This window comes from Inquilinus ginsengisoli (genome assembly GCF_031453975.1).
GTDB classification, from domain to species: domain Bacteria; phylum Pseudomonadota; class Alphaproteobacteria; order DSM-16000; family Inquilinaceae; genus Inquilinus; species Inquilinus ginsengisoli_A.
The window spans coordinates 32,665-56,549 of the sequence record NZ_JAVDPW010000008.1; the positions used below are offsets into that span (position 1 = coordinate 32,665).

Sequence of the window (23,885 nt, forward strand, 5' to 3'; positions counted from 1 at the left end):
TATCCGATGCCACGGGATTTGCAAGCACCTAAATGCCGAAATTTCCGACGCCCGGAGATGCGGCGGCACCCGGTGCTTCCAGCGCATGGGCGCGCGCCGGGCGGGTGGGCTTGGAAGCGGGACGGCAGGCTCGTATAACACCGGGGCCATGACCGCGCCCGACACCAACACCCCCGCCCGCGCCGACGCGCCCGCCGCCGAAACCGCCGGCCGCCCCCGCGCCACGCCGCAAGACCTGTTCGCGCGATTGCGGTCGCTGGGCCTCGCCGTCAGCACCCATGAGCACGAGGCGGTGTTCACCGTCGAGGAATCGCGCCACCTGCGCGGCCTGCTGCCGGGCTGGCATTCCAAGAACCTGTTCCTGCGCAACAAGAAGGGCCAGGAATGGCTGGTCGTGTGCGAGGAGCAGCGGCGCATCGACCTCAAGGGCCTGGGTGACCTGCTCGGCGCCGGGCGCCTGTCCTTCGGGTCGCCCGACCGGCTGATGGATTCGCTCGGCGTCACCCCCGGCTCGGTCACGCCCTTCGCCATCATCAATGACGCCGACCGGCGGGTGACCATCGTGCTGGATTCCGGGATGATGCGGCACGGCACCCTGCACTTCCATCCGCTGGTCAACACCATGACCACGGCGATCGAGCCGGCCGGGCTGCTGGGCTTCATTGCGAGCTGCGGCCACGAACCCCATATCATCGATCTCGACCCCGTCACCCTGCCGGCTGAACCAGATCCGGCCGGGAGCTGACGCCCCGCTTGCCGCCCCCGCCCTTCGGCACAGATCAATACCAGACCTGGGACAACGCCATGGACGCCCTCATCAACGCCGCCGCCGGCACCGCCCCGGCGATCAAGGACAGCAGCACCGCCGGCTTCCGCGCCGACGTGATCGAGGCCTCGATGGAGGTGCCGATCATCGTCGACTTCTGGGCCACCTGGTGCGGCCCGTGCAAGACGCTGACCCCGATCCTGGAGAAGCAGGTCCAGGCCGCCCAGGGCAAGGTCCGGATGGTCAAGGTCGACATCGACCAGAACCAGGCCCTGGCGGCGCAGCTGCGCATCCAGTCGGTGCCCACGGTCTATGCCTTCTACCAGGGCCGGCCGGTCGACGGCTTCATGGGCGCGGTGCCGGAAAGCCAGGTCAAGGCGTTCGTCGACAAGCTGGTGCAGCTGGCCGGGCATGACGACCACGACCATGTCGACCAGCTGCTGGCCGAGGCCAAGACCGTGCTCGATGGCGGCAATGCCGAAGAGGCGGCCGGCATCTACCAGCACATCCTGGCGCATGCGCCGGACAGCGGTGCCGCGGTCGCCGGCCTGCTGCGCAGCCTGATCGCGCTGGGTGAGACCGATCAGGCCAAGCAGCTGCTGGAGAGCCTGACCCCCGAACTGGCCCAGCATGCCGAGGTGCAGGCGGCGAAGAGCGCGCTGGAGCTGGCGGAGCAGAGCGCCGGCGCCATCGCCGGCCTGGCCGGGCTGCGCCAGCGCCTGGCCGCCAACCCCGACGACCACGAGGCGCGCTACGAGCTGTCCACCGCCCTGTACGGCGCCGGCCAGCAGGAGGAGTCGGTGGACGAGCTGCTGGAGCTGTTCCGCCGCAACCGCGAGTGGAACGAACAGGCGGCGCGCAAGCAGCTGGTCAAGCTGTTCGAGGCGCTGGGCCCGACCGATCCGCTGACCCTGTCCGGCCGGCGGCGGCTGTCCTCGCTCCTGTTTTCATGAAGAGGGGGCCGCGCGCGCCCAGCTTCAAGGACCTCGGCACCGACCTGCCGATCTTCCCCCTGCCCGGGGTCCTGCTGCTGCCGCGCGGCCTTCTGCCCCTGAACATCTTCGAGCCGCGCTACCTCGCCATGATCGAGGATGCGCTGGCCGCCGACCGGCTGATCGGGATGATCCAGCCGCGCACCGAATCCGCGGCGGCGCCCCCGCTCTACACCGTCGGCTGCGCCGGCCGGATCACCAGCTTCGACGAGACCGATGACGGCCGCTACCTGATCACCCTGACCGGGCTGTGCCGGTTCCGGGTGGCGGCGGAGCTGGAGGAGCGGCGCGGCTACCGCCGGGTGCGGCCGGACTGGACCGGCTTCGCCGCCGACATGGCCGCCCCGGCCGCGGCCGAGATCAACCGCGCCGGGCTGGACCAGGCCCTGACCGAATACTTCCGGGTGGCCGGCCTGTCCGCCGACTGGGAGGCGATCGGCCAGACCCCCGACGAGCGGCTGGTGACCTCGCTGGCCATGATCTGCCCGTTCGAGCCGCAGGAGAAGCAGGCGCTGCTGGAGGCGAAGGATCTCTGCGAGCGCACCGATCTCATGCTATCGATCATCCGGATGGCGATCCATGGCGGCGATGCCGGCCAGGTGCGCCACTGACAGAGCATCCGGAACCGGCCATGAGCGACACCCCCGAGACCCCCGTCACCCCCGCCGCCAGCCTGCCCGCGGCGGTCGACCCGCGCCTGCTGGAAATGCTGGTCTGCCCGCTGACCAAATCGCCGCTGCGCTACGACGCCAAGGCGCAGGAGCTGATCTCCGACCAGGCGCGGCTGGCCTATCCGATCCGCGACGGCATCCCGATCATGCTGATCGACGAGGCCCGGCCGCTCGACCCCGACGCGCGGCGCTGAGCCCATGGCCGGCAATCTGGGCAGCCCGCCCCTGACTGGAAGCGTGTCTCGGCCGGTCGAGATCCGGCTGAAGCGGGCCGAGCGCGTGCTGGAGATCCGTTTCGACGACGGGCTGCACGTCACCCTGTCGGCCGAGCTGCTGCGGGTCGAGAGCCCGTCCGCCGAGGTCCAGGGCCACGGCCCGTCGCAGAAGACCATCGTCGGCGGCAAGCGCAACGTCGCGATCACGGGCGTCGAGCCGGTCGGCCACTACGCGGTGCGGCTGGTGTTCGACGACGGCCACGACACCGGCCTCTATTCCTGGACCTATCTCCACGACATGGCGAGCCGGCAGGACGAGCTGTGGCGGGGCTACCTCGCCGCACTGGAGGCCCGAGGGCTGTCACGTGACCGCTGAGCTTGATGCGCCGGTCCCGGGCCGCCAGCCGGTCGCGGCGACGCTGGCCGGGCTGCGGCGCTGGCTGGGCAACCAGGCGCTGATGGCCGGGCCGGTGCCCGACGTCGCCACCGGCTTCGCCGACCGCCTGCTGAAGGCCGGCATTCCGCTGTGGCGGGCCCATCTCTCAGTCTCGACCCTGCATCCGCAGATGGAGGCGATCGGCCTGACCTGGACCAGCGACGGCGGCCGGCAACTCGAGGAGTACGGCCATGGGTCGTTCAGCCGGGTGTCGCGCGACAGCCCGATCTACGACGCCATCGTCCGGGCCCGCGAGGCGGCCCGCGACCCCGCCACGGCGCGTGCCGAGGACATCGTGCCGCTGACCCGCTACCGGCTGGAGCGGGACGAAGGGGTGGAGCAGTTCCCGGTCCTGGGCGCCTTCCGCGATGCCGGCGCCACCGACTACCTCTGCTTCGTCATCCCGTTCTCGGCCGACGGTCTGCTGCATCCGCTGGAAAGCGGCGCGGTGGTCAGCCTGGCCACCGACCGGCGCGGCGGCTTCACCGCGGAGGAGGTGGAGGCGATCGACGAGCTGATGCCGACCTTCGGCGCCGCCATCCGCATCGGCATCGACCTTGCCGCCTTCCGCACCGTGCTGGGCACCTATCTCGGCCGCGATGTCGGCCAGCGGGTGATGCGTGGCGAGATCCGCCGCGGCTCGGTCCAGACCATCTCGGCGGCGATCCTGGTCGGCGACCTGCGCGGCTTCACCGCCCTGGCCGACGCCATGCCGCGCGACCAGCTGGTGGCCATGCTGGACGATTACCTGGACGCGCTGGCGACGCCGATCGAGACCCAGGGCGGGCAGGTGCTGAAGTTCATGGGCGACGGCCTGCTGGCCACCTTCGCCTTCGCCGAGACCGACCCGGCCGAGACCTGCGGCCGGGCGCTGGCGGCAGCGACCGAGGCGCTGGCCCGCATCGCCGCGATCAATGTCCGCCGCGCCGGCAACGGCGAGCCGGTGATGACGCTGGACGTCGCCCTGCATGTCGGCGACGTGCTGTACGGCAATGTCGGATCCGGCCAGCGGCTGGACTTCACCATCATCGGCCCGGCGGTGAACGAGGCCAGCCGGCTGGAGCATCTGTGCGGCGCGCTGGATGTGCCGATGGTGATCAGCCAGCGCTTCGTCGAAGCCCTGGCGGCGCCGGACCGCTTCCGCTGCCTCGGCCCCCAGACCCTGCGCGGCGTGCGAGCGCCGGTCGAAGTGTTCACGCCAGTCTAGGCACCCGCCTCCCACAGCCGCGCCAAATCGAAGCCGTGCACGTCGCGGCACAGGGCGACGAAGGCCGCGGCCTGGTGGTCGACCACCTGCCGCCCCTTCTCCGCCGTCGCCCGGGCCGCGTTGCCGACCGCGCCGCCAGGGTTGAGGTCCTGGGCCATCCAGCCGAACTGCGAGATGCCGTGCGCCCGGAGATGCGCGAACTCCTGGATGAACTCCAGCTGGGTCGAGCGGAAATCCGCGGCCAGGTCCATCTTCACCAGGTCGGGCCGCAGATGCAGCATGACCGAGGTCTCCATGTCGCCGCCATGGATGCCGTAGGTCGCCTCCTCCGCTGGGAACAGCCCCTCGGGGTTGCCGAAGCGCGACCAGGCCGAATGCACCGCCAGCATGGAATGCCGGACCCGCAGCTCGCGCGCCACCACGTCGAGGATCGGCACGTTGCCGCCATGCGAGTTGATCAGGATCAGCTTGCGCACCCCGGCCCGCCGCACGCTCTCGCCGATCTCGATCAGGAGCTGGGTCAGGGTCTCCCAGGACAGCGTCAGGGTGCCGGGCGAGGCGATGTGTTCGTTCGACTTGCCGACCGCCTGGGTCGGCAGCAGCGTCACCGGCAGATCTTCCGGCAGCAGCTCCAGCACCCGCCGCACCATGCCCTCGGCGATGCAGGTGTCGGTGTAGACCGGCAGGTGCGGCCCGTGCTGCTCGATGGCGCAGACCGGCTGCACCGCGATCCAGCCCTCCGTCCCGCCGTCGCGGAAGTCGAGCGTCGTCATCTCGTGCCAGTGGCGCTTCGGCAGCATCGGAAATCCTTTCAGACGGCAGGCCCAGCGGCCACGATCTCGACTTCAACGAAGAATTCCGGCCGGGCGAAGCCGGAGACGATCATCAGGGTCGAGGCCGGCGGCGGGTCGGCGACGAAGCGGTCGCGCGCCGCCATGTAGCCCTTGAGATGCTCCCGCCCGGTGACATAGGCGTTGATCCGGATGATGTGGGACAGGTCCAGCCCCGCCGCCGCCAGGATGGCGCGGATGTTCTCGAAGCAGCGCTCGGTCTGGCCCTCGACCGTGCCGGGCACGGCCTCGTCCGGGCCGATGCCGAGCTGGCCGGAGCAGAACAGCAGGCGGTGGCCAGCCGGCACCTCGACGGCATGGCTGTAGCGGGCGAAGGGTGGCCGGATTCCGGTGGGGGTGATGGGGCGCGACAAGGGCTTCGTCTCCCGCAAAAGCAACGGCACGGTAAGGCGGCAGCGGGCCGGTGACAAGGTTGCCGGGTGCCGGAAATCTCGGCTAGGCTGGCGCCAAAATAGGCAATGGATGGACGGGCGTTTCCCCGGCTGCGGGGCCACCCCAAGCATCCATGCGCAGCATGTGTCCTGCAGGTCTTCGGTCAGGCGGTCCCGGCCCGCGCACCAGGGCGGATGGCATGGCCGTTGCATCCTGTCTTCGATGGCGCCCATCAATGACACAAGAACGGGATCGGCTTCATGCAGCTCTTCGGACGGGTCCTCGGCCTCGCCCTCGGCCTGATGGCCGGGCTTGCCGCGACCTCCGCCTTCGCCCTCGACAAGGTCACCTTCGGCACCAACTGGCTGGCCCAGGCGGAGCACGGCGGCTATTACCAGGCGGTGGCCGACGGCACCTACGCCAAGTTCGGGCTGGAGGTCACCATCGCCATGGGCGGGCCGCAGGCGGCCAACCGGGCGCGGCTGGTGGCCGGGCAGATCGACTTCTACATGGGCGGCACCCTGGACGCCTTCGACGCGGTCAAGGAGGGCGTGCCGACGGTCAATGTCGCCGCCATCTTCCAGAAGGACCCGCAGGTGCTGCTGGCCCATCCCGAGCGGGGCTTCGAGAAGCTGGAGGACATGGCGAAGGTGAAGACCCTGTTCCTGGCCGGCGAGGGCTACGACAGCTTTTTCCGCTGGCTGAAATCCGCCTATCCCGGCTTCACCGACGAGCAGTACAAGCCCTACACCTTCAACCCCGGTCCCTTCATCGCCGATCCGAATTCCGCGCAGCAGGGCTACCTGACCTCGGAACCGCTGGACATCGAGAAGCAGGCCGGCTGGAAACCGAAGGTCTTCCTGCTCGCCGATTATGGCTACACCCCCTACTCGACCACGATCGCTGTGCAGCAGTCGCTAGTCGACAAGAACCCGGACCTGGTGCAGCGCTTCGTCGATGCCACCATCATCGGCTGGTACAACTACCTGTACGGCGACAACGCGGCCGCCAATGCGCTGATCAGACGAGACAATCCTGAGATGACGGATGAGCAGATCGCCTATGGCATCGCGCAGCTGAAGGCCAACCACATCGTCATCGCCGGCGAGGCCGAGGCCCAGGGCATCGGCTGCATGACGGCGGCGCGCTACCAGGGCTTCTACGACAAGATGGTCAAGGCCGGGGTGCTGGAGGCGGGGCTGGACGTCGGCAAGGCCTTCACCACCCAATTCGTCTGCAAGGGCGTCGGCCTCGACGTCTACAAGAAGCTCGCCGGCGGCTGAGGTGGATTTGGCCGCCTCCCCAGCCCCGGACAGCCCGGTCATCGGGCCAAGGCGGGCGCTGGTCTCGCTGAACGGCGTGTCGAAGCGTTTCGCCAGCGGCACGCTGGCCCTGTCCGCCATGACGCTGGATATTCGCGAGGGCGAGTTCGTCAGCCTGCTGGGCCCGTCCGGCTGTGGCAAGTCGACGGCACTGCGGCTGGTCGCCGGGCTGGGCACACCCTCGGCCGGCACCATCGATTGGCCCCGCACGCCGCATGACGCCGCGGGAACGCCGGAGCGGGAGATCGGCTTCGTGTTCCAGGAGCCGACGCTGATGCCCTGGGCCACGGTGTTCAAGAATGTCTGGCTGCCGCTGCGGCTGAAGGGGCTGTCCCAGGCGGCGGCGCGCGACCGGGTGATGGAGGCGCTGGCGATGGTCGGGCTCGACCGCTTCGCCGGCGCCTACCCGCGCGAGCTGTCGGGCGGCATGAAGATGCGGGTGTCGATCGCCCGCGCTTTGGTCACCCGGCCGAGACTGCTGCTGATGGACGAGCCCTTCGCGGCGCTGGACGAGATCACCCGGATCAAGCTGAACGACGACCTGCTGCGGCTGTGGCAGGGCCAGAAATGGACCATCGTCTTCGTCACCCATTCGGTGTTCGAATCCGTCTACCTCTCGACCCGGATCGTGGTGATGGCGGCTCGGCCGGGTCGCGTGATCGAGGAGGTGGCGGTGGACGCGCCCTATCCCCGCGGCAACGACTACCGCCTGTCGGCGCCCTACAACGCCCATTGCCGCACCGTCTCCGACGCGCTGATGAGGGCCATCATGGTGGCGGCGGAATCCAAATGACCCAGGTCGAGCTCCAGGCCGGCGACGCCGCCGAGGATGCCGCCGCGATCGAGGCGGCGCGGCGGGCCGAGCCGGGGCGCGTCGGCAAGCTGGCGGCGCGCATCGCGGTGCCGGGGATCGCCTTCGCCGCCTTCATCGCACTGTGGCAGTGGTACGTCGTCGCCTACCAGGTGCCGCACTACATCCTGCCGGCGCCGACCCAGGTGCTGGCGGCGCTGGTCACCGACTGGCCGATCCTGTCCTCGGCGCTGGAGGTCACGCTCGGCATCACCTTCGCCGCCCTGGCCGCGGCGCTGGTCGGCGGCGTGGCGCTGGCGATCCTGTTCGTGCAGTGGCGCTGGCTGGAGCTGGCCTTCTACCCCTATGCCGTGGTGCTGCAGGTGACGCCGATCGTCGCCATCGCCCCCCTGATCATCATCTACGCGCCGTCGACCGAATCGGTGCTGCTGATCTGCGCCTTCATCGTCGCTTTCTTCCCGATCCTGTCGAACATGACCCAGGGGCTGAAGAGCACCGACCACAACCTGCTGAACCTGTTCGAGCTGTACGGTGCGTCGCGCTGGCAGGCGCTGCTGCACCTGCGCATCCCCGCCGCCCTGCCCTACTTCACCACCGGCCTCAGGATCGGCGGCGGTCTGGCGCTGATCGGGTCGGTGGTGGCGGAGTTCGCGGCCGGATCGGCCGGGGCCCAGTCCGGCCTGGCCTTCCGCATCCTGGAGGCCGGGCGACGGCTGAACGTGCCGCGGCTGTTCGCGGCGCTGCTGCTGATCACCCTGACCGGCATCGCCATCTTCGCCCTGACCAGCCTGGTCTCGCACCTGCTGCTGCGACGCTGGCATGAAAGCGCCATCCGGCGGGAGAACTGAGCATGTTCGCTACCCTGCCCGCCGCCGCGCGCTACCGCCTGACCAACGCCACGGTGCCCGCCTGCCTGGTCGAGGGCACCGCCCTGGCGCCGGACGCCGAAGGCTTGGCCCGGGCCGACCTGACCATCGACGGCGCCACCCTGGCCGCGATCCGCCCGGCCGGCAGCCCCGACCCCGACGGCGCCGCCCTGCCGGCGCTGGACCTCGACGGCGGCATGGTGTGGCCGGCCTTCGTCGAGGCGCACACCCATCTCGACAAGGGCCACATCTGGCCGCGCGCGCCGAACCCGGACGGCAGCTTCAACGGGGCACTCACCGCCGTGCGCGGGGACAGGGCGGCGCATTGGTCGGCAACGGATGTGCGGGCGCGGATGGAGTTCAGCCTGCGCAGCGCCTTCGCCCATGGCACGCGGCTGATCCGCACCCATATCGACAGCGACCCGCCACAGCATTCCGTCTCCTGGCCGATCTTCGCGGCTTTGCGCGCTGAATGGGCGGGACGGATCGAGCTGCAGGGCACGGCCCTGGTCGGCATCGACCGGTTGCTGGACGATCCCTACTTCGACAACCTCAGCGATACGGTGCGCACCCATGGCGGCATGCTGGGCGCCGTCACCTACATGGTCCCGGGCATCGAGGCCGGCATCGACCGGATATTCCGCCACGCGATCGAGCATGGGCTGGACCTCGACTTCCACGCCGACGAGACCGGCGATCCGGAGGTACGGTCGCTGGCGATGATCGCCGAAGCCGCGATCCGCCACCGCTACCGCGGCCGGGTGCTGGTCGGCCATTGCTGTTCCCTGGCCCGGCAGCCCGAGGACGTCATCGACCGCACGCTGGACCTTGTGGCCGAGGCCGGCCTGGCCATCGTGTCGCTGCCGATGTGCAACATGTACCTGCAGGACCGCCGCAGTGGCGCGACGCCGCGCTGGCGCGGGGTGACGCTGCTGCACGAGATGAAGGCGCGCGGCATCCCGGTCGTGGTCTCCTCCGACAACACCCGCGACCCGTTCTACGCCTATGGCGATCTCGACCCGCTGGAGGTCTACACCCAGGCGACGCGCATCCTGCATCTCGACCACCCGGTCGGCGATTGGCCACGTGCGGTGACCGCGACCCCGGCCGAGGTGCTGGGCCGGCCCGAGTTCGGCCGCCTGGCCGCGGGCGGCGGCGCCGACCTGGTGCTGCTGCGCGCCCGCCGCTGGACCGAGCTGCTGTCCCGCCCCCAGGCCGACCGGATCGTGATCCGCGCCGGCCGCGCCATCGACACCACGCTGCCGGATTACCGCGAGCTCGACGCCCTGCTGGCGCCCGCCGAAGGAGAGGCCCGATGACCGATCTCGCCGCGCTGAAGCGCGACCTGGAGGGGCTGCGCGTCACCGACGACCCGGTGCTGGTGAAGCAGAAGAGCCAGGACTTCTTCTGGTACTCGCCGGTGCTGAAGCGGCAGCTGGAGCACGTCACCGGCGACATCGTGGTGTCGCCGACCTCGGAGGCCGAGGTGGTGCAGGCGCTGAAGGCGGCCCATGCCCATGGCGTGCCGGTGACGCCGCGCGGCGCCGGCACCGGCAATTACGGCCAGGCCATGCCGCTGTCCGGCGGCATGGTGCTGAACCTGGCCCGGATGAACGCGGTCACCGCGATCCGCCCCGGCGCGGTGACGGCCGAGGCCGGCGCGGTCCTGGCGCAGATGGATGCGCAGACCCGGGCCAAGGTCGGGCAGGAGATGCGGCTGTTCCCGTCGACCTACCGCATGGCGACGATCGGCGGCTTCCTGGCCGGCGGGTCCGGCGGCGTCGGTTCGATCCGCTGGGGCGGCTTGCGCAACCTCGGCAACGTCATGCGGCTGAAGCTGGTGACGATGGAGGCGGAGCCGCGAATCCTCGACCTGTCCGGCGAAGACCTGCTGAAGGCGCTGCACGCCTATGGCACCAACGGCATCATCACCGAGGTCGAGATCCCGCTGACCGCGGCGCCGGACTGGGTCGACGTCGTGGTCGGCTTCGACGACTGGATGGACGCGGTGCGCTTCGGCGAGGAGATCGGCCGGGCCGACGGCCTGCTGGTGAAGGAGATCGCGCCGGTCGCCGCCCCGGTGCCCTACGAGTATTTCCTGAAGCACCGCAAATTCGTGCGCCCCGACCAGTCGGTGGTGCTGCTGATGGTGGCCGACTTCGCCATGGGCGGCTTCGAGGCCTTCATGAAGCGGTCGAAGGGCGAGGTGCTGTTCCGCGCCGACACTGCGACCGACGAGGAGAAGAAGGGCCTGCCGCCGCTGTACGAGCTGACCTGGAACCACACCACGCTGCGGGCGATCAAGATCGACCCGACCATCACCTACCTGCAGGTCCTGTACCCCTTCCCCGACCATCTGCGGCTGGTCGAGGAGATGACGAAGATCTTCGACGACGAGGTGCCGGGGCATCTCGAAGTGATCCGCTTCGACGGCAACGTCACCTGCTCCGGCCTGCCCATCGTGCGCTTCACCAGCGAGGAACGGCTGGACGAGATCATCCGCATCCATGAGGACCATGGCTGCCTGATCTTCAACCCGCACCGCTACACGCTGGAGGAGGGCGGCATGAAGCGCACCGACGCGGTGCAGCTGGAATTCAAGCGCGAGACCGACCCGCAGGGGCTGCTGAACCCCGGCAAGATGATCGGCTGGGACGACCCGAACTACGATCTGAATTCCGGCCGGACCTACCTGTTCCCGGGGCTGCAGGCGACGGCCTGACCCATGCGCGTCCTGGTGCTGTTCGCCCATCCGGTCGAGACCAGCTTCCATGCCGCGCTGCACCTGGCCATGGTCGGCGCGCTGCGCCGGGCCGGGCACGAGGTCGACGATTGCGACCTCTACGCCGAGGGCTTCGACCCGGTGCTGAGCCGGGAGGAGCGGCTGCGCTACCACGACCTCGCGACCAACCGCCAGGCGGTGGAGGCGGATGTCGACCGCCTGCTGCGGGCCGAGGCGCTGGTGATCATGGCGCCGGTGTGGAATTTCGGCTTCCCGGCGATCCTGAAGGGCTTCTTCGACCGGGTGATGCTGCCCGGCGTGTCGTTCCGCATGGTGGACGGCCGGGCGCGGCCGAACCTGCAGCACATCCGGTCGCTGACCGCCGTGGTCTCCTATGGCGGCACGCGCTGGGCCAGCGCCCTGATGGGCGACCCGCCGCGCAAGCTGGTGCGGCGCTGGCTGCGCGGCATGATCCGCCCCTGGTCGCCGGTGCGCTACCTCGCACTCTACGGCATGAACCGGGCCACCGAAGCCGACCGCGACGCCTTCCTGGCCAAGGTGGTCCAGGCGGCCGACCGCCTGTGAGGCGCACGTCTGACAGGTTATCGCAAACAAACCGAGGTGCCGCCGTGCTGGACAGGCTGAGAGACCAGTTCGAGGAGGCGTCGCTGAAATACAGCGAGGCCAACGGCCTGACCCGCGATCCCGACTGGTTCGTGCTCAAGCTGCATGAGGAGCTCGGCGAGCTGACCCAGGTCTGGAACAGGCTGACCGGGCGGGGACGCACGCATGGCCGGTCGGAAGCGGAGCTGCGGGAAGCCCTGACGGACGAGACGGCGGATCTGCTGGGCCATGTCCTGCTGTTCGCACGCCACAACCGGCTGGACCTGGCCGCGGCCATCGAGCGGAAATGGCGCTTCCGGCCCGGCTAGACCTCGACCTCGACCAGCGCCGTCTCGGCCTGCGAACAGCAGGCCAGGATCCAGCCCTCGGCAATCTCGTCATCGGCGATGCCGCCCATATGCTCCATCCGGACCTGGCCGGACAGCTTGCGCACCAGGCAGGTGCCGCACAGGCCCTGGCGGCAGGCGGTGGGGATGCGCAGGCCGCAGCCCTCCGCCGCCTCCAGGATGGTCTGGCCCGGCAGCAGCGGCGCCTTGCGGCCGGAGCGGGTGAACGACACCTGCATGCCCTCGCCCGCGGCGTCGGACGGCGCGGTGATCGGCGACGCCACCGGCACCGGCGCCGGGGTGGCGCCGAAGCTTTCCTCATGCCAGCGCGCGGCGGGCACGCCGAGGTCGCCGGCCAGCCGCCGGGCCGCGTCCATGAAGCGGTCCGGGCCGCAGCAGAACACCGCGCGGTCGCCGAGGTCGGGGCACAGCACCGACAGCAGCGCCGGGTCCAGCCGGCCGCTGCTCCAGCCCTCGCCCTCCGGCGCGCCGGTGACGACGAAGCGCAGCCGCAGCCCGGCCGCGGCGCCGGCCATGTAGCCGAGCTCGGACCGGAACAGCAGGTCCTCCGGCCGCCGGGCGAAATGGACATAGGTGACGTCGGTCTGCGGCGCGGTGTCGAACAGCCAGCGGGCCATCGACATCATCGGCGTGGCGCCGCTGCCGGCCGACAGGAACAGGTAGCGGTCGGCGGGATGGTCGACCAGCGAGAACCGCCCGGTGGGGCCATGCGCGGTCAGCCGGTCGCCGAGCTTGAGATGATCGAACAGCCAGCGCGTGGCGACGCTGCCCGGCTGGACCTTGGCGGTGATCTTGGCGTGGTGCGGCCGCGACGGGGTCGAGGCCAAAGTGTAGGTGCGCAGCACCGGCTCCGGCCCCACCGGCAGCTCCAGCGTCACGAACTGGCCGGGGCGGTAGGCGAACCAGCTGCCGTCCTCGGCCTCGAAGCGGAAGGTGCGGACATCAGGCGCCTCCTCGCGGATGCCGACGCAGCGCAGCCGCGCCGTCTTCGCGTTCCACAGCTTCGGCTGTTCCGTCACCGCACCGGCCACGCCCCGCCCCTCAGGCCACGTCGCGGATCGGGGCGACGGCGGAGCCGCCGCCCAGCCGGCCGGCGAGGGCATCGGCGTACCAGTCGACGAACTGGATCACCGCACCCTCGTGCAGCCGGGAATACGGCCCGGGCGCATAGGCGGGGGACAGGATGCCGCGCTGGTTCTCCTCGACGATCCGGCGGTCCTCGTCATTGGTCGCCACCCACACCTCGGTCAGCGCCTTGAGGTCGTAGTCGACGCCTTCGACCGCATCCTTGTGCACCAGCCATTTGGTGGTGACCTCGGTCTCGGTCGGGCTGATCGGCAGGACGCGGAAGCTCAGCGCGTGGTCGGACAGCAGGTGGTTCCAGCTGTTCGGATAGTGGTACAGCAGCATCGAGCCGAGCGCGCCGCTGGGGAAATCGGCGAGCGGGCGGCGCACCGCGGGCTGGCCGTTCATGGTCATCGACTGGGCGTCGCGCAGGAACGGCACCCGCATCACCCGGTACTGGTGGTCGGGCGAGATCTGGTACCGGCTGGGCAGGCCCATCGCCTCGCAGCGCTGCCAATGCGACAGGATGGTGTCGTCCTCGCCCATCTGGTCGTGGCCGCTGGTCAGGGTCGGCTGGTCGGAGAAGACGCGGCACAGCTCCGGATGGTTGCCGGAGCAGTGGTAGCATTCGCGGTTGTTCTCCATCACCAGTTTCCAGTTGCCCTTCTCGATGATGGTCGAGCTGTGGGCGACCTTGGCCTCGGCCAGCCGGTGCGGCGCCATGTAGGGCTCCACCATGCGGCGGAACACCTCGAAGTCGCGCGGCTCATCCGCCAGCGAGATGAAGATCCAGCCGGCCACCTCGCCGCAGGCCACCGGCCGCAGCCCGAACTGCGCCGGGTCGATCTCGTTCATCATGTCGCGGGCGAAGATCAGCTTGCCCTCGAGGTCGTAGGTCCACTGGTGGTAGGGGCAGACCAGCCGCGGGCGCGAGCCGCGCTCGTCGGTGCACAGGCGCGAGCCGCGGTGGCGGCAGACATTGTGGAAGGCGCGGATGGCGCCGTCGCGTCCGCGCACCAGGATCACCGGGTACTCGCCGATCTGGACGGTGGTGAAGTCGCCCGGCCGCGTCATCTCGCAGGAATGGCCGACGAACAGCCATTCCTTGTAGAAGATGTGCTCCAGGTCCAGCGCGTGATAGGCGGGGCTGGTGTAGAAGTCCCGCTTCAGGCTGAAGCCCGGCGCCCGGGTCATCAGATCCATCAACATGGCCGAACGCGCTTCCATTTCCAGCTCTCTCCTGCGGGCTCCAGGTGGGATCATCATCCGCCCCCGACCATCGCGCGACTCGGGACCCGCACCCGCTCCGCAGCCGACACCGCCTGACGCAACCGCGACACCGGATGGTCGCCCGGCCGGCGCGGCATCTCCTGCTGCCGGCGGGCCGGACTTCGCCATCTCCTGCCGCCGCCCGGCGCGATTGCGCAGCCCCTGCCGGCGCCGCCCGCGCATCATCGGGGATATCGACACCGGAGACGCGCCATGAAGCTGACCGACTTCAAGATCCTGACCTTCGACTGCTACGGCACGCTGATCGACTGGGAGACCGGCATGGTCACGGCGCTGGCGCCGCTGACCGCCCGGGTCGGCCGCCCGCTGACCCGCGACCAGATCCTGGAAGCCCATGCCCGCCACGAATCGGCGCAACAGCGCTGGACCCCGGCACGGCGCTACAGCGAGCTGCTGGCCCTGGTCTACAAGCGCCTGGCCGAGGAATGGGGCGTGGCGGCGAGCTGGGAGGAGGCGCAGGCCTATGGCCGCTCGGTCAAGGACTGGCCGGCCTTCGCCGACACCGCCGGCGCCCTGCAGTATCTGAAGAAGTACTACAAGCTGGCCATCCTCTCGAATGTCGACAATGCCAGCTTCGCCCTCAGCAACGTCCGGCTGCAGGTCGAGTTCGACGCGATCTACACCGCCGAGGACGTCGGCAGCTACAAGCCCGCCGCCCGCAACTTCGACTACATGCAGGAGAAGCTGGACAGCCTGGGCATCGCCAAAAGCGAGGTGCTGCACACGGCGGAGAGCCTGTTCCACGACCATGAGCCGGCGACCGCGGCCGGCTTGGCCACCTGCTGGATCCACCGGCGCCATGCCGAGGGCGGCTTCGGCGCCACGATGCGGCCGGCGACCGAGCCCAAGGTCGATTTCCGCTTCACCAGCATGGCGGAACTGGCAAAAGCTCATCAGGAAGCGCTGCGGGGCTAAGTCCCGCGGCCGATCGGACGAGGACAGGATGGCGCCGAAGCTGGACCGGATCGACATCGCCATCCTGGCCCGGCTGCAGGCCGATGGGCGGATGACCAACGCCGCCTTGGCCGAGGCGGTCGGGCTGTCGCCCAGCCCCTGCCTGCAGCGCGTGCGACGGCTGGAGGCGGCGGGCTACATCGCCGGCTACGGCGCCCGCATCGCCCTGTCGAAGCTGACCGAGACCGTGACCGTGTTCACCGAGGTGACGCTGAGCGACCACCGGCGCGAGGACTTCATCCGCTTCGAGGCCGGGCTGGGCACGGTCGAGGAGCTGCTGGAGTGCCACCTGGTCAGCGGCGGCTACGACTACCTGCTGCGCTTCCTGACCCGCAGCATCGCCCATTACCAGCAGGTGATGGAGGCGCTGCTGGACCGCCGCATCGGCATCGAGAAGTACTTCAGCTACATCGTGATCAAGTCGCCGATCCTGCGCCAGGCGGCGCCGCTGCACCGCCTGCTGCGGTCCGACAGCGAATAGTCACGCGGCGCCGGGCTGGGCCGCGCGATGCGCCGCGAAGGCGCCGACCAGCCAGTCGATGAAGACCCGGACCCGCGGCGACAGCTGCCGGCTGCGGGCATACAGCAGCGACACCGGCACCGGCGGCGGCGGGCAGTGGTCCAACACCAGCACCAGCGTCCCGCGCTGGAGATCCGGTTCGACATGGTAGCGCGGCACCTGGATCATCCCCAGCCCGAGCCGGGCCGCCGCGACATAGCTTTCGGCGCCGTTGACCGAGACGGTGGCGGGCAGGACCAGGCTGCGCACCACGCCGTCGACCGTGAATTCGAACGGCATCAGGGCGTTGGTCGCCGAGGAGCGGAAGCCGACGATGCGGTGGCCGTCCAGCCGGTCGATCGCCTCGGGCCGGCCGAAGCGTTCGATGTAGGACGGCGCGGCGCAGGTGATCTCGTCCAGCATCGCCACCCGCCGCCCGATCATGTCGCTGTCCTGCAGGTCGCCGACCCGCAGCACGCAGTCGATGCCCTCGCGGATGAGATCGACCAGCCGGTCGCCCTCGCTCACGTACAGCGCGATGTCCGGATACTCGGCCAGGAAGGCCGGCAGCCCCGGCAGCACGAAATGGCGCGCCAGCGTGCCGTGGACGTCGACCCGCAGCAGACCCTTCGGCTTGGCCCCGCCGAACGCCGCCTCGGCGTCCTCGAGATCGGAGATCAGCGACAGGCAGCGCCGGTGATAGGCCTCGCCGTCCAGCGTCGGGCTGACATGCCGCGTCGTCCGCTCCAGCAGCCGGACGCCGAGCCGCGCCTCGAGCTGCTTCACCGCGTCGGTCACGGTCGAACGCGGCAGGCCGAGATCCTGCGCCGCGAGGGTGAAGCTGCGCCGCTCCACCACCCGCGTGAACACCCGCATGGCGTCGAACCTGTCCATGGATTGTTTGTCATTTCCGGATTGTGATGCCGAATACTGCTGGATTATCCGGAAACTGAAAAGGTCCATCTTATCTTCATCGAACGCGGACACCCGCAGCCGACGATGAGGAGACGAAAAATGGCCCAGGAAACCAACAAGGTGGCGATCGTGACCGGCGCCTCCCGCGGCATCGGCGCCGCGGTGGCGGAGCGGTTGGCCACGGACGGCTTCACCGTCGTCATCAACTACTCCGGCAACGCCGCCCCGGCCGAGGCGCTGGCGCGCCAGATCGAGGCCAAGGGCGGCCGCGCGCTGACCGCCAAGGCGGATGTCAGCGACGCGGATGCCGTGCGGCGCATGTTCGACGCGGCGGAGACGGCCTTCGGCGGCATCGACGTGCTGGTCAACAACGCCGGCGTCATGGCGCTGACCACCATCGCCGACACCGACGACGCGACCTTCGAGCGCCTCATGAACGTCAACATCCGCGGCACGTTCAACACGCTGCGGCAGGCCGCGACCCGCCTGCGCAACGGCGGCCGGATCATCAACTTCTCGAGCAGCCAGGCCGGCCTGCTGCATCCGACCTACGGCGTCTATGCCGCCACCAAGGCGGCGGTCGAGGCGCTGACCAGCGTCCTGTCCAAGGAACTGCGCGGCCGCGCCATCACCGTCAACGCCGTTGCCCCGGGGCCGACCGCCACCGACCTGTTCCTGAACGGCAAGCCGCAGGAGGTCATCGACCGCCTGGCCAAGGCGGCCCCGCTCGAACGCCTCGGCCAGCCCCAGGACATCGCCTCGACCGTCGCCTTCCTGGCGGGCCCCGACGGCGCCTGGATCAACGGCCAGACCCTGCGCGCCAACGGCGGCATCATCTGACCGCCCGCGCCACGTCCTCAATGCAAGGATCACAGCCATGAAGCAGATCATCGTCGTCACCGGCGCGTCGAGCGGCTTCGGCGCGCTCGCGGCCCGCGCCCTGGCCCAGGCCGGGCACACCGTCTACGCCTCGATGCGCGAGACCACCGGGCGCAACGCGCCCGGGGTGGCCGAGGCGGCGCGCTACGCCGCCGATCACGGCGTCGACCTCCGCACCGTCGAGCTCGACGTCGCCTCCAGCGACTCGGTGGACGCCGGCATCGCCAAGGTGATCGCCGACAACGGCCGCCTCGACGTGGTGGTCCACAATGCCGGCCACATGTCGTTCGGCCCGGCCGAGGCCTTCAGCCCGGAGCAGTTCGCCGAGCTCTACGACATCAACGTGCTGAGCACCCAGCGGGTCAACCGCGCGGCGCTGCCGCAGCTGCGCAAGCAGGGCAAGGGCCTGGTCGTCTGGGTGTCGTCGAGCAGCGCCCGCGGCGGCACACCGCCCTACCTGTCGCCCTATTTCGCGGCCAAGGCGGCGATGGATTCGCTCGCGGTCAGCTATGCCGGCGAACTGGCGCGCTGGGGCATCGAGACCTCGATCATCGTGCCGGGCGCCTACACCAAGGGCACCAACCACTTCGCCCATTCCGGCAAGCCGGCCGACACGGCGCGGGCGGCGGAATACGACCAGGGTCCCTATGCCGGCCTGCCCGAGCAGGCGCTGAAGGGCCTCGCCGCGCTGGAACCGGCCGACGCCGATGCCGGCGCGGTGGCCGAGGAGATCGTGCGGGTGGTGGGCCTGCCCTTCGGCAAGCGCCCGTTCCGCAGCCACATCGACCCGTCGGAGGATGGTTGCGAGATCGTCAACGGCGTCGCCGACCGGGTGCGGGCGGAGCTCCTGCGCCGCATCGGCCTGGAAGACCTGCTGTCGCCGCGGGTCAACAGCTGAAGCTGCCTGGTCGTGAGTCGGGCCCGCCGCGGCGGACCCGACCCATGGTTGCGTCTGTCTATCCCGTCGCCAGGCTGCGCAGGTTGCGGTTGGCGACGGCCAGCATCGACAGGTCGACCTGGTCCATCGCCTTGAGCTCGGAGACCAGCTGGTCCACCCGCTCGACCGGGGTGCGGCGCTGGTCGACCCAGGCCTCGACCGCCTCGGTCCCGGCAGCCCCCGCCGGCGCCGCCTGCATCGCCCGCACCGCCAAGTCGGCCTGCAGGGTGTAGAGATCGTCGACGATCGCCCCCACCGCCTGCTTCTGCCAGTGGTTGGTGGCCGGCATCCGGCTGGCGCCGTCGCGCAGCCAGGCCAGGCCCAGCCGGCGCCCGGTCTCGAAGTACACCGACGCGACCTCGGTCACGCCGCGGCCGGTGTCGTCGGCGATGCGGATGACGTCCAGCCCCGCCGCCCACAGGTTCAGCCGGGCGACGCGGCGGGCCAAATCTTCCGGCAGCCCGGCCTCGACGAAGGTCTTGGCGCGGGCGTCGATCACGGCCCGGGCATCGTCGAAGATCGCGGCGTCCAGCTCGCGCTCCAGCTCGGCCAGGCCGGGCTTGAGATGCGCGACGTCCTTGCCGACATCGAGGCCGCGGCCCTGCTGGCGCAGGATCCAGGACACGGTGCGTTCGATCAGCCGGCGGGTTGCCAGCATGGCGCGGATCTGGGCCTGGGCCTCGGCCTTGTTGTCGAGCGCCTCGACCGCCGACCAGATCTCGCGCAGGCCGAAGCTGTCGCGCACGATCAGATAGGCCCGCGCGATCTCGGCCACGCCCAGGCCGGTCCTGTCTGCCATCTCCGACACGAAGGTGGCGCCGACCCGGTTGACCATGCTGTTGGTGACATGGGTCGCCACGATCTCGCGACGCAGCCGGTGGTGTTCGATCGCGTCCTTGAAGCGCTCGCGCAGCGGCGTCGGGAAGTACAGGAACAGGTCGTCGACCAGGGCCGGATCGTCCGGCAGGTCGCTGGCCAAGAGCGCGTCGTAGATGGTGATCTTGGCATAGGCCAGCAGCACCGCCTGCTCCGGCCGGGTCAGGCCCTCGCGGTTGGCCAGGCGCTGGGTCATCTCCTCGTCGGTCGGCAGCATCTCGATCAGGCGGTCGAGCTTGCCCACCTTCTCCAGCCCGCGCATGAAGCGGCCCTGCTGGTCCAGCACCTCGACCCCCTCGCCGACCGCGAGCGACAGCGCCTGGCTCTGCAGGTAGTTGTCGCGCAGGACGAGGTGGCCGACCTCCTCGGTCATGCTGCCCAGCAGCTGGTTGCGCTGCTTCAGGGTCAGGTCGCCGGCCTGGACCACGGCGCCGAACAGCACCTTGATGTTGACCTCGTGGTCCGAGGTGTCGACGCCGGCCGAGTTGTCGATGAAGTCGGTGTTCAGCCGGCCGCCCGCGCCGCCGGCCCCGACGCGCGCATATTCGATGCGGCCGAACTGGGTGACGCCGAGATTGGCGCCCTCGCCGATCACCTTGGCGCGGACATCGCGGCCGTTGATGCGCAGCGGGTCGTTGGCCTTGTCGCCGACATCGGCCTGGCTCTCGCGGCCGCCCTTCACATAGGTGCCGATGCCGCCGAACCACAGCAGGTCGACCTCGGCCCGCAGCATCGTCTGCATCAGCTCGTTCGGGGTCACCGTCTCGCGGTCCAGGCCGAAGCGGGCGCGGACCTCGGGCGACAGCTTGATCGACTTGGCGCGGCGGTCGTACACGGCACCGCCGGGCGACAGCAGCGCCGAATCGTACTGGTCCCAGGATCCGCGGCCGAGGTCGAACAGCCGCTTGCGCTCGGCGAAGCTGACCGCCGCATCCGGGTCCGGGTCGACGAAGATGTGCAGGTGGTTGAAGGCACCGAACAGGCGGGTGTGCTCGGACAGGATCATGCCGTTGCCGAACACGTCGCCCGACATGTCGCCGACGCCGACGCAGGTGAAGTCCTGGGTCTGGATATCGCGGCCAAGCTCGCGGAAGTGCCGCTTCACCGATTCCCAGGCGCCGCGGGCGGTGATGCCCATCTTCTTGTGGTCGTAGCCGACCGAGCCGCCGGAGGCGAAGGCGTCGTCGAGCCAGAAGCCGTAATCCTGGCTGACCCCGTTGGCGATGTCGGAGAAGGTGGCCGTGCCCTTGTCGGCGGCGACGACGAGATAGGGATCGTCCTCGTCATGCCGGACGACGCGGTCGGGATGCTGGGTCTCGCCACCGGTGATGGTGTCGGTGATGTCGAGCAGCCCGCGCATCAGGATCTTGTAGCATTCGATGCCTTCGGCCTGGAACGCCTCGCGCCCGCCCTGGGTCGGCGGCCGCTTCAGCACGAAGCCGCCCTTCGAGCCGACCGGCACGATGACGGTGTTCTTCACCATCTGCGCCTTCATCAGCCCCAGGATCTCGGTGCGGAAATCCTCGCGCCGGTCGGACCAGCGGATGCCGCCGCGGGCGACCTTGCCGCCGCGCAGGTGCACGCCTTCCATCCGGGGGCTGTAGACGAAGATCTCGCGCCACGGCCGCGGCAGCGGCATCTCCTCGACCGAGAGGCTGTCGAGCTTGAGCGACAGGTAGGATTTCGGCCGGCCCTGGTCGTCGGCCTGGAAGAAGTTGGTGCGCAGCGTCGACCGCACCAGGTTCAGGTAGCGGCGGAGGATGCGGTCCTCGTCGAGATTGGTCACCGCGTCCAGCATGTGGTCGATCTCGACCAGCATGCCGCGGATCGCCACCTCGCGGTCGCCGGTCAGGTCCGGGTCGAAGCGGGCGGTGAACATGCGGACGATCGCGCGGGTGATGTCCGGATGCGCGACCAGCGTGTCCTCGATCGTCTCCTGGCTGAAGGCGAAGCGGGCCTGGCGCAGGAACTTGGCATAGGCGCGCAGCAGGGTGATCGAGCGCCAGTCGAGGCCGGCGGCGAGCACCAGCCGGTTCAGTCGGTCATCCTCCATGTCGCCGGTCCAGATCCGCTCGAAGGCGGTCTGGAACACGGCCTTCAGCCGGTTCAGCTCGATCGCGTCGCCGCTGCGGCTGCGCACCTCGAAATCATGGATCCAGACCGCGGGCAGACCCTGGATCGCGACTTCGGTCGGGATCTCGGAGATCACCTTGAAGCCGATATGCTCCAGCATCGGCAGCACGTCGGACAGCGGCACCGGGGCGCCGCGGTGGTACAGCTTGAAGCGCAGCTCGTTCGGCGCCGCCTCGATCGGGCGGAACAAGTGCAGCCCGATCTCGCCGGCCTCGTCGATCTCCTCGATCCGCTCGATGTCGACGATCGCCGCCGCCGGCGCCGTCTCCTCGCGGTAGCCCGCGGGGAAGGCGTCGGCGTAGCGGCGCAGCAGGTTCAGCCCCTGCTCCTCGCCCTTCTTCTCGACCAGGGCCGATTGCAGCAGGTCGGCCCAGCTGCGGCCGGCCTCGACCAGCCGCTCCTCGATCACATCGACCGGTTCGTCCGTGCCGACGCCGGGTTCGGTCTTGATGGTAAAGTGGACGCGGGCGTGCGCCCCTTCGGTCATCTGGGTGGTGAAGGCCGTGACCGGCCCGCCATAGGCCTTCTCCAGGATCTTCTGGATGCGCTGGCGCAGGTCGGTGTTGTAGCGGTCGCGCGGCACGTAGACGAGGCAGGAGACAAAGCGGCCGAATGGGTCGCGGCGCATGAACAGCGCGGTGCGCTGCCGTTCCTGCAAGTGCAGCACGCCCATGCCGGTGTCGAGCAGCTGCTCGTCCGAGATCTGGAACAGCTCGTCGCGCGGATAGGTGTCGAAGATGTGCCCCAGCGCCTTGCCGTCATGGCTGCGCGGGTCCAGCCCGGCGCGCGCCAGGGTGCGGCTGACCTTGGACCGGAGATAGGGGATGTCGCGGGCGCTGCGGCTGTAGGCGAGGGAGGTGAACAGACCGACGAACATGTGGTCGCCCGCGACCTCGCCGGCCTCGTCGAAGATCTTGACGGTGAAGACGTCGAGATGCACCGGGCGGTGCACGGTCGCCTTCAGGCTGGCCTTGGTGACGGTCAGCGGCACCGTGCTGCGTAGCATGGCCTGCGCCTCTTCCGACATCCGGTCGTAGCGGCGCGCGCCGTCGAACACCGAGACGTCGGCCTGGCGCAGGATGCCGAGGCCGCTGTCCGGCACGATCGCGATCTCGAGCCCCTTGTCGCTGTGGATAAAGTCGTAGCGGCGGTAGCCCAGGAAGGTGAAGTGGTCGTCCTCGAGCCATTCCAGGAAGGCGACGATCTCGCGCACCTCGCCCGGGTCGACCGGCAGCGCCTTGCCGTCGAGCTCGTCGAGCACGGTGCGGATCTGCTTGCGCATCGCCGCCCAGTCCTCGACCGAGGCGCGGACATCGGTCAGCACGCTGCGCAGGGTGGCGGCGATGCGGTCGAGCGCTGCCTGGTCGGTGCGCTCGTCGACCTGGATGTGCATGAAGCTTTCGGCAGCCGTGCCTTCGGGGGCCGTCGCCGGATCCTGGGCGTCGGTCAGCCGGCCCTGGGCGTCGCGGGTGACCGCGATGATCGGATGGGCGACCAGATGCACGGTGAGGCCGAGCTCGGACAGCGCCGCGGTCACCGAATCGACCAGGAACGGCATGTCGTCGTTGATGACCTCGACCACGGTGTGCGGGCTGCGCCAGCCATAGTCGTCATAGACCGGATTGAAGATCCGGATCTTGACCTCGCCCTTGCGCCTCTCGCCGCCGAACTGCAGCAGGCCGAGGGCGACGCTGTACAGCGTGTCGGCCCCCTCGCGCAGCACGTCGTGCGGCGGCATGTTGCGGAAATAGAGGCGGATGAACCGCTCGGCCATTCCTCCCTTCGCCGGATCGAGCCGCTGCTTGGCGAGAGCGACGACACCATCGACGATTTCGGCCTTATGCTGATCGGCCTTTGACATCCTGCAGACTCCAGAGAGCGTGCGGCCCAACGTCAGGGCCGCATCAGGCCCCATGGGCATACAAGCAACCCGTGTAAAAGAAAACCGCGCAACGATGACGGTGCGCCGGCGGGCGCCCGGGCCATGGCGAAAGAATTTCGCGCGACAGGACATCTCGCACCGGAAATCGCCGTATTCCGGTTCGAATGATCCAAATGCCTGTTTCCGGGCCTTTGGTTTGATCGCCGGCTGGACGTCCGACCCGCTTCGCCTGTATTGGAAGAAAAAGATTCTG

General features: G+C 69.6%; 23 protein-coding genes. 17 read left to right on the plus strand and 6 right to left on the minus strand.

The features are described 5' to 3' along the window. Window positions 1-148 precede the first annotated feature (148 nt). The 6 genes from E9232_RS21995 to E9232_RS22020 are packed head-to-tail and all read left to right on the plus strand — an operon-like array spanning window position 149 to window position 4,287. Complete coding sequence (locus E9232_RS21995) at window positions 149-745, plus strand: prolyl-tRNA synthetase associated domain-containing protein (RefSeq protein WP_309797513.1); 597 nt, start codon at window positions 149-151, stop codon at window positions 743-745. 59 nt (window positions 746-804) lie between these two features. Then, a complete protein-coding gene (gene trxA, locus E9232_RS22000) occupies window positions 805-1,719 on the plus strand; it encodes a thioredoxin (RefSeq protein WP_309797514.1) in 915 nt (304 codons plus the stop codon). After that, on the plus strand, window positions 1,716-2,369 hold the full coding sequence (locus E9232_RS22005) for an LON peptidase substrate-binding domain-containing protein (protein ID WP_309797515.1): 654 nt from the start codon (window positions 1,716-1,718) through the stop codon (window positions 2,367-2,369). The genes trxA and E9232_RS22005 overlap by 4 nt, the downstream gene beginning before the upstream one ends. Before the next feature lie 20 nt (window positions 2,370-2,389). Next, the gene (locus E9232_RS22010) at window positions 2,390-2,623 is read left to right on the plus strand and encodes a Trm112 family protein (RefSeq protein WP_309797516.1); all 234 of its coding nucleotides are present in this window, start codon (window positions 2,390-2,392) and stop codon (window positions 2,621-2,623) included. Window positions 2,624-2,627: 4 nt separating this feature from the next. Next, on the plus strand, window positions 2,628-3,020 hold the full coding sequence (locus E9232_RS22015; protein WP_309797518.1) for a gamma-butyrobetaine hydroxylase family protein: 393 nt from the start codon (window positions 2,628-2,630) through the stop codon (window positions 3,018-3,020). Continuing rightward, window positions 3,010-4,287: an adenylate/guanylate cyclase domain-containing protein gene (locus E9232_RS22020; RefSeq protein WP_309797520.1), complete on the plus strand. Its 1,278-nt coding sequence runs from the start codon at window positions 3,010-3,012 to the stop codon at window positions 4,285-4,287. The genes E9232_RS22015 and E9232_RS22020 overlap by 11 nt, the downstream gene beginning before the upstream one ends. Here E9232_RS22020 and E9232_RS22025 read toward each other — a convergent pair. After that, the gene (locus E9232_RS22025) at window positions 4,284-5,087 is read right to left on the minus strand and encodes a creatininase family protein (RefSeq protein WP_309797522.1); all 804 of its coding nucleotides are present in this window, start codon (window positions 5,085-5,087) and stop codon (window positions 4,284-4,286) included. The two genes, E9232_RS22020 and E9232_RS22025, sit on opposite strands and share 4 nt — an antisense overlap. Before the next feature lie 11 nt (window positions 5,088-5,098). Further along, window positions 5,099-5,491: a RidA family protein gene (locus E9232_RS22030; protein ID WP_309797524.1), complete on the minus strand. Its 393-nt coding sequence runs from the start codon at window positions 5,489-5,491 to the stop codon at window positions 5,099-5,101. Between the two features lie 279 nt (window positions 5,492-5,770). Between E9232_RS22030 and E9232_RS22035 the strand changes: the two genes are divergently transcribed. Genes E9232_RS22035 through E9232_RS22065 form a run of 7 tightly spaced genes read left to right on the plus strand, consistent with a single transcriptional unit; the run spans window position 5,771 to window position 12,163 of the window. Beyond that, window positions 5,771-6,793: an ABC transporter substrate-binding protein gene (locus E9232_RS22035; RefSeq protein ID WP_309797526.1), complete on the plus strand. Its 1,023-nt coding sequence runs from the start codon at window positions 5,771-5,773 to the stop codon at window positions 6,791-6,793. A gap of 7 nt (window positions 6,794-6,800) precedes the next feature. Then, window positions 6,801-7,625, plus strand: a complete 825-nt coding sequence (locus tag E9232_RS22040) for an ABC transporter ATP-binding protein (RefSeq protein WP_309797528.1) — start codon at window positions 6,801-6,803, stop codon at window positions 7,623-7,625. Further along, window positions 7,622-8,491 (plus strand): ABC transporter permease, encoded by an 870-nt coding sequence (locus tag E9232_RS22045; protein ID WP_309797530.1) that lies wholly within the window; start codon window positions 7,622-7,624, stop codon window positions 8,489-8,491. Before E9232_RS22040 ends, E9232_RS22045 begins: the two co-directional genes overlap by 4 nt. A 2-nt stretch (window positions 8,492-8,493) precedes the next feature. Beyond that, entirely contained in the window at window positions 8,494-9,828 is a 1,335-nt protein-coding gene (locus E9232_RS22050; protein WP_309797531.1) for a cytosine deaminase, read from the plus strand. Continuing rightward, on the plus strand, window positions 9,825-11,231 hold the full coding sequence (locus E9232_RS22055; protein WP_309797532.1) for an FAD-binding oxidoreductase: 1,407 nt from the start codon (window positions 9,825-9,827) through the stop codon (window positions 11,229-11,231). The genes E9232_RS22050 and E9232_RS22055 overlap by 4 nt, the downstream gene beginning before the upstream one ends. A gap of 3 nt (window positions 11,232-11,234) precedes the next feature. Next, complete coding sequence (locus E9232_RS22060; RefSeq protein ID WP_309797534.1) at window positions 11,235-11,816, plus strand: NAD(P)H-dependent oxidoreductase; 582 nt, start codon at window positions 11,235-11,237, stop codon at window positions 11,814-11,816. Between the two features lie 44 nt (window positions 11,817-11,860). Further along, the gene (locus E9232_RS22065) at window positions 11,861-12,163 is read left to right on the plus strand and encodes a nucleoside triphosphate pyrophosphohydrolase family protein (protein WP_309797535.1); all 303 of its coding nucleotides are present in this window, start codon (window positions 11,861-11,863) and stop codon (window positions 12,161-12,163) included. Here the strand turns inward: E9232_RS22065 and E9232_RS22070 are convergent. Both E9232_RS22070 and E9232_RS22075 read right to left on the minus strand, forming a co-directional pair. After that, a complete protein-coding gene (locus tag E9232_RS22070) occupies window positions 12,160-13,233 on the minus strand; it encodes an FAD-binding oxidoreductase (protein ID WP_309797538.1) in 1,074 nt (357 codons plus the stop codon). The two genes, E9232_RS22065 and E9232_RS22070, sit on opposite strands and share 4 nt — an antisense overlap. 10 nt (window positions 13,234-13,243) lie before the next feature. Next, window positions 13,244-14,494 carry an aromatic ring-hydroxylating oxygenase subunit alpha gene (locus tag E9232_RS22075; RefSeq protein ID WP_309797541.1) on the minus strand — a complete coding sequence of 417 codons (1,251 nt, stop codon included), beginning with the start codon at window positions 14,492-14,494 and terminating at the stop codon, window positions 13,244-13,246. A 255-nt stretch (window positions 14,495-14,749) separates the two neighbouring features. Here E9232_RS22075 and E9232_RS22080 point away from each other — a divergent pair, with 255 nt between their 5' ends. After that, window positions 14,750-15,472, plus strand: a complete 723-nt coding sequence (locus tag E9232_RS22080; protein ID WP_309797543.1) for a haloacid dehalogenase type II — start codon at window positions 14,750-14,752, stop codon at window positions 15,470-15,472. Between the two features lie 28 nt (window positions 15,473-15,500). Continuing rightward, window positions 15,501-15,992, plus strand: a complete 492-nt coding sequence (locus tag E9232_RS22085; protein WP_309797544.1) for an Lrp/AsnC family transcriptional regulator — start codon at window positions 15,501-15,503, stop codon at window positions 15,990-15,992. Here the strand turns inward: E9232_RS22085 and E9232_RS22090 are convergent, their stop codons facing one another. Next, window positions 15,993-16,904, minus strand: coding sequence for a LysR family transcriptional regulator (locus E9232_RS22090; protein ID WP_309797546.1), 912 nt, complete (start codon window positions 16,902-16,904; stop codon window positions 15,993-15,995). 120 nt (window positions 16,905-17,024) lie between these two features. Between E9232_RS22090 and E9232_RS22095 the strand changes: the two genes are divergently transcribed. After that, window positions 17,025-17,765, plus strand: a complete 741-nt coding sequence (locus tag E9232_RS22095; RefSeq protein ID WP_309797547.1) for an SDR family oxidoreductase — start codon at window positions 17,025-17,027, stop codon at window positions 17,763-17,765. A 37-nt stretch (window positions 17,766-17,802) separates the two neighbouring features. Then, entirely contained in the window at window positions 17,803-18,702 is a 900-nt protein-coding gene (locus E9232_RS22100; protein WP_309797549.1) for an SDR family oxidoreductase, read from the plus strand. A 58-nt stretch (window positions 18,703-18,760) separates the two neighbouring features. On the opposite strand, the gene E9232_RS22105 is transcribed toward E9232_RS22100, so the two are convergent. Then, window positions 18,761-23,524, minus strand: coding sequence for an NAD-glutamate dehydrogenase (locus E9232_RS22105; RefSeq protein WP_309797551.1), 4,764 nt, complete (start codon window positions 23,522-23,524; stop codon window positions 18,761-18,763). Between the last annotated feature and the right edge of the window lie 361 nt (window positions 23,525-23,885).

Bases quoted from the DNA above. Each gene is read 5' to 3' on its own strand.
- E9232_RS21995 (WP_309797513.1), top strand. From the start codon at position 149: ATGACCGCGCCCGACACCAACACCCCCGCCCGCGCCGACGCGCCCGCC.
- trxA (WP_309797514.1), top strand. From the start codon at position 805: ATGGACGCCCTCATCAACGCCGCCGCCGGCACCGCCCCGGCGATCAAG.
- E9232_RS22005 (WP_309797515.1), top strand. From the start codon at position 1,716: ATGAAGAGGGGGCCGCGCGCGCCCAGCTTCAAGGACCTCGGCACCGAC.
- E9232_RS22010 (WP_309797516.1), top strand. From the start codon at position 2,390: ATGAGCGACACCCCCGAGACCCCCGTCACCCCCGCCGCCAGCCTGCCC.
- E9232_RS22015 (WP_309797518.1), top strand. From the start codon at position 2,628: ATGGCCGGCAATCTGGGCAGCCCGCCCCTGACTGGAAGCGTGTCTCGG.
- E9232_RS22025 (WP_309797522.1), bottom strand. From the start codon at position 5,087: ATGCTGCCGAAGCGCCACTGGCACGAGATGACGACGCTCGACTTCCGC.
- E9232_RS22035 (WP_309797526.1), top strand. From the start codon at position 5,771: ATGCAGCTCTTCGGACGGGTCCTCGGCCTCGCCCTCGGCCTGATGGCC.
- E9232_RS22045 (WP_309797530.1), top strand. From the start codon at position 7,622: ATGACCCAGGTCGAGCTCCAGGCCGGCGACGCCGCCGAGGATGCCGCC.
- E9232_RS22050 (WP_309797531.1), top strand. From the start codon at position 8,494: ATGTTCGCTACCCTGCCCGCCGCCGCGCGCTACCGCCTGACCAACGCC.
- E9232_RS22055 (WP_309797532.1), top strand. From the start codon at position 9,825: ATGACCGATCTCGCCGCGCTGAAGCGCGACCTGGAGGGGCTGCGCGTC.
- E9232_RS22060 (WP_309797534.1), top strand. From the start codon at position 11,235: ATGCGCGTCCTGGTGCTGTTCGCCCATCCGGTCGAGACCAGCTTCCAT.
- E9232_RS22075 (WP_309797541.1), bottom strand. From the start codon at position 14,494: ATGGAAGCGCGTTCGGCCATGTTGATGGATCTGATGACCCGGGCGCCG.
- E9232_RS22080 (WP_309797543.1), top strand. From the start codon at position 14,750: ATGAAGCTGACCGACTTCAAGATCCTGACCTTCGACTGCTACGGCACG.
- E9232_RS22085 (WP_309797544.1), top strand. From the start codon at position 15,501: ATGGCGCCGAAGCTGGACCGGATCGACATCGCCATCCTGGCCCGGCTG.
- E9232_RS22090 (WP_309797546.1), bottom strand. From the start codon at position 16,904: ATGGACAGGTTCGACGCCATGCGGGTGTTCACGCGGGTGGTGGAGCGG.
- E9232_RS22095 (WP_309797547.1), top strand. From the start codon at position 17,025: ATGGCCCAGGAAACCAACAAGGTGGCGATCGTGACCGGCGCCTCCCGC.
- E9232_RS22100 (WP_309797549.1), top strand. From the start codon at position 17,803: ATGAAGCAGATCATCGTCGTCACCGGCGCGTCGAGCGGCTTCGGCGCG.
- E9232_RS22105 (WP_309797551.1), bottom strand. From the start codon at position 23,524: ATGGCCGAGCGGTTCATCCGCCTCTATTTCCGCAACATGCCGCCGCAC.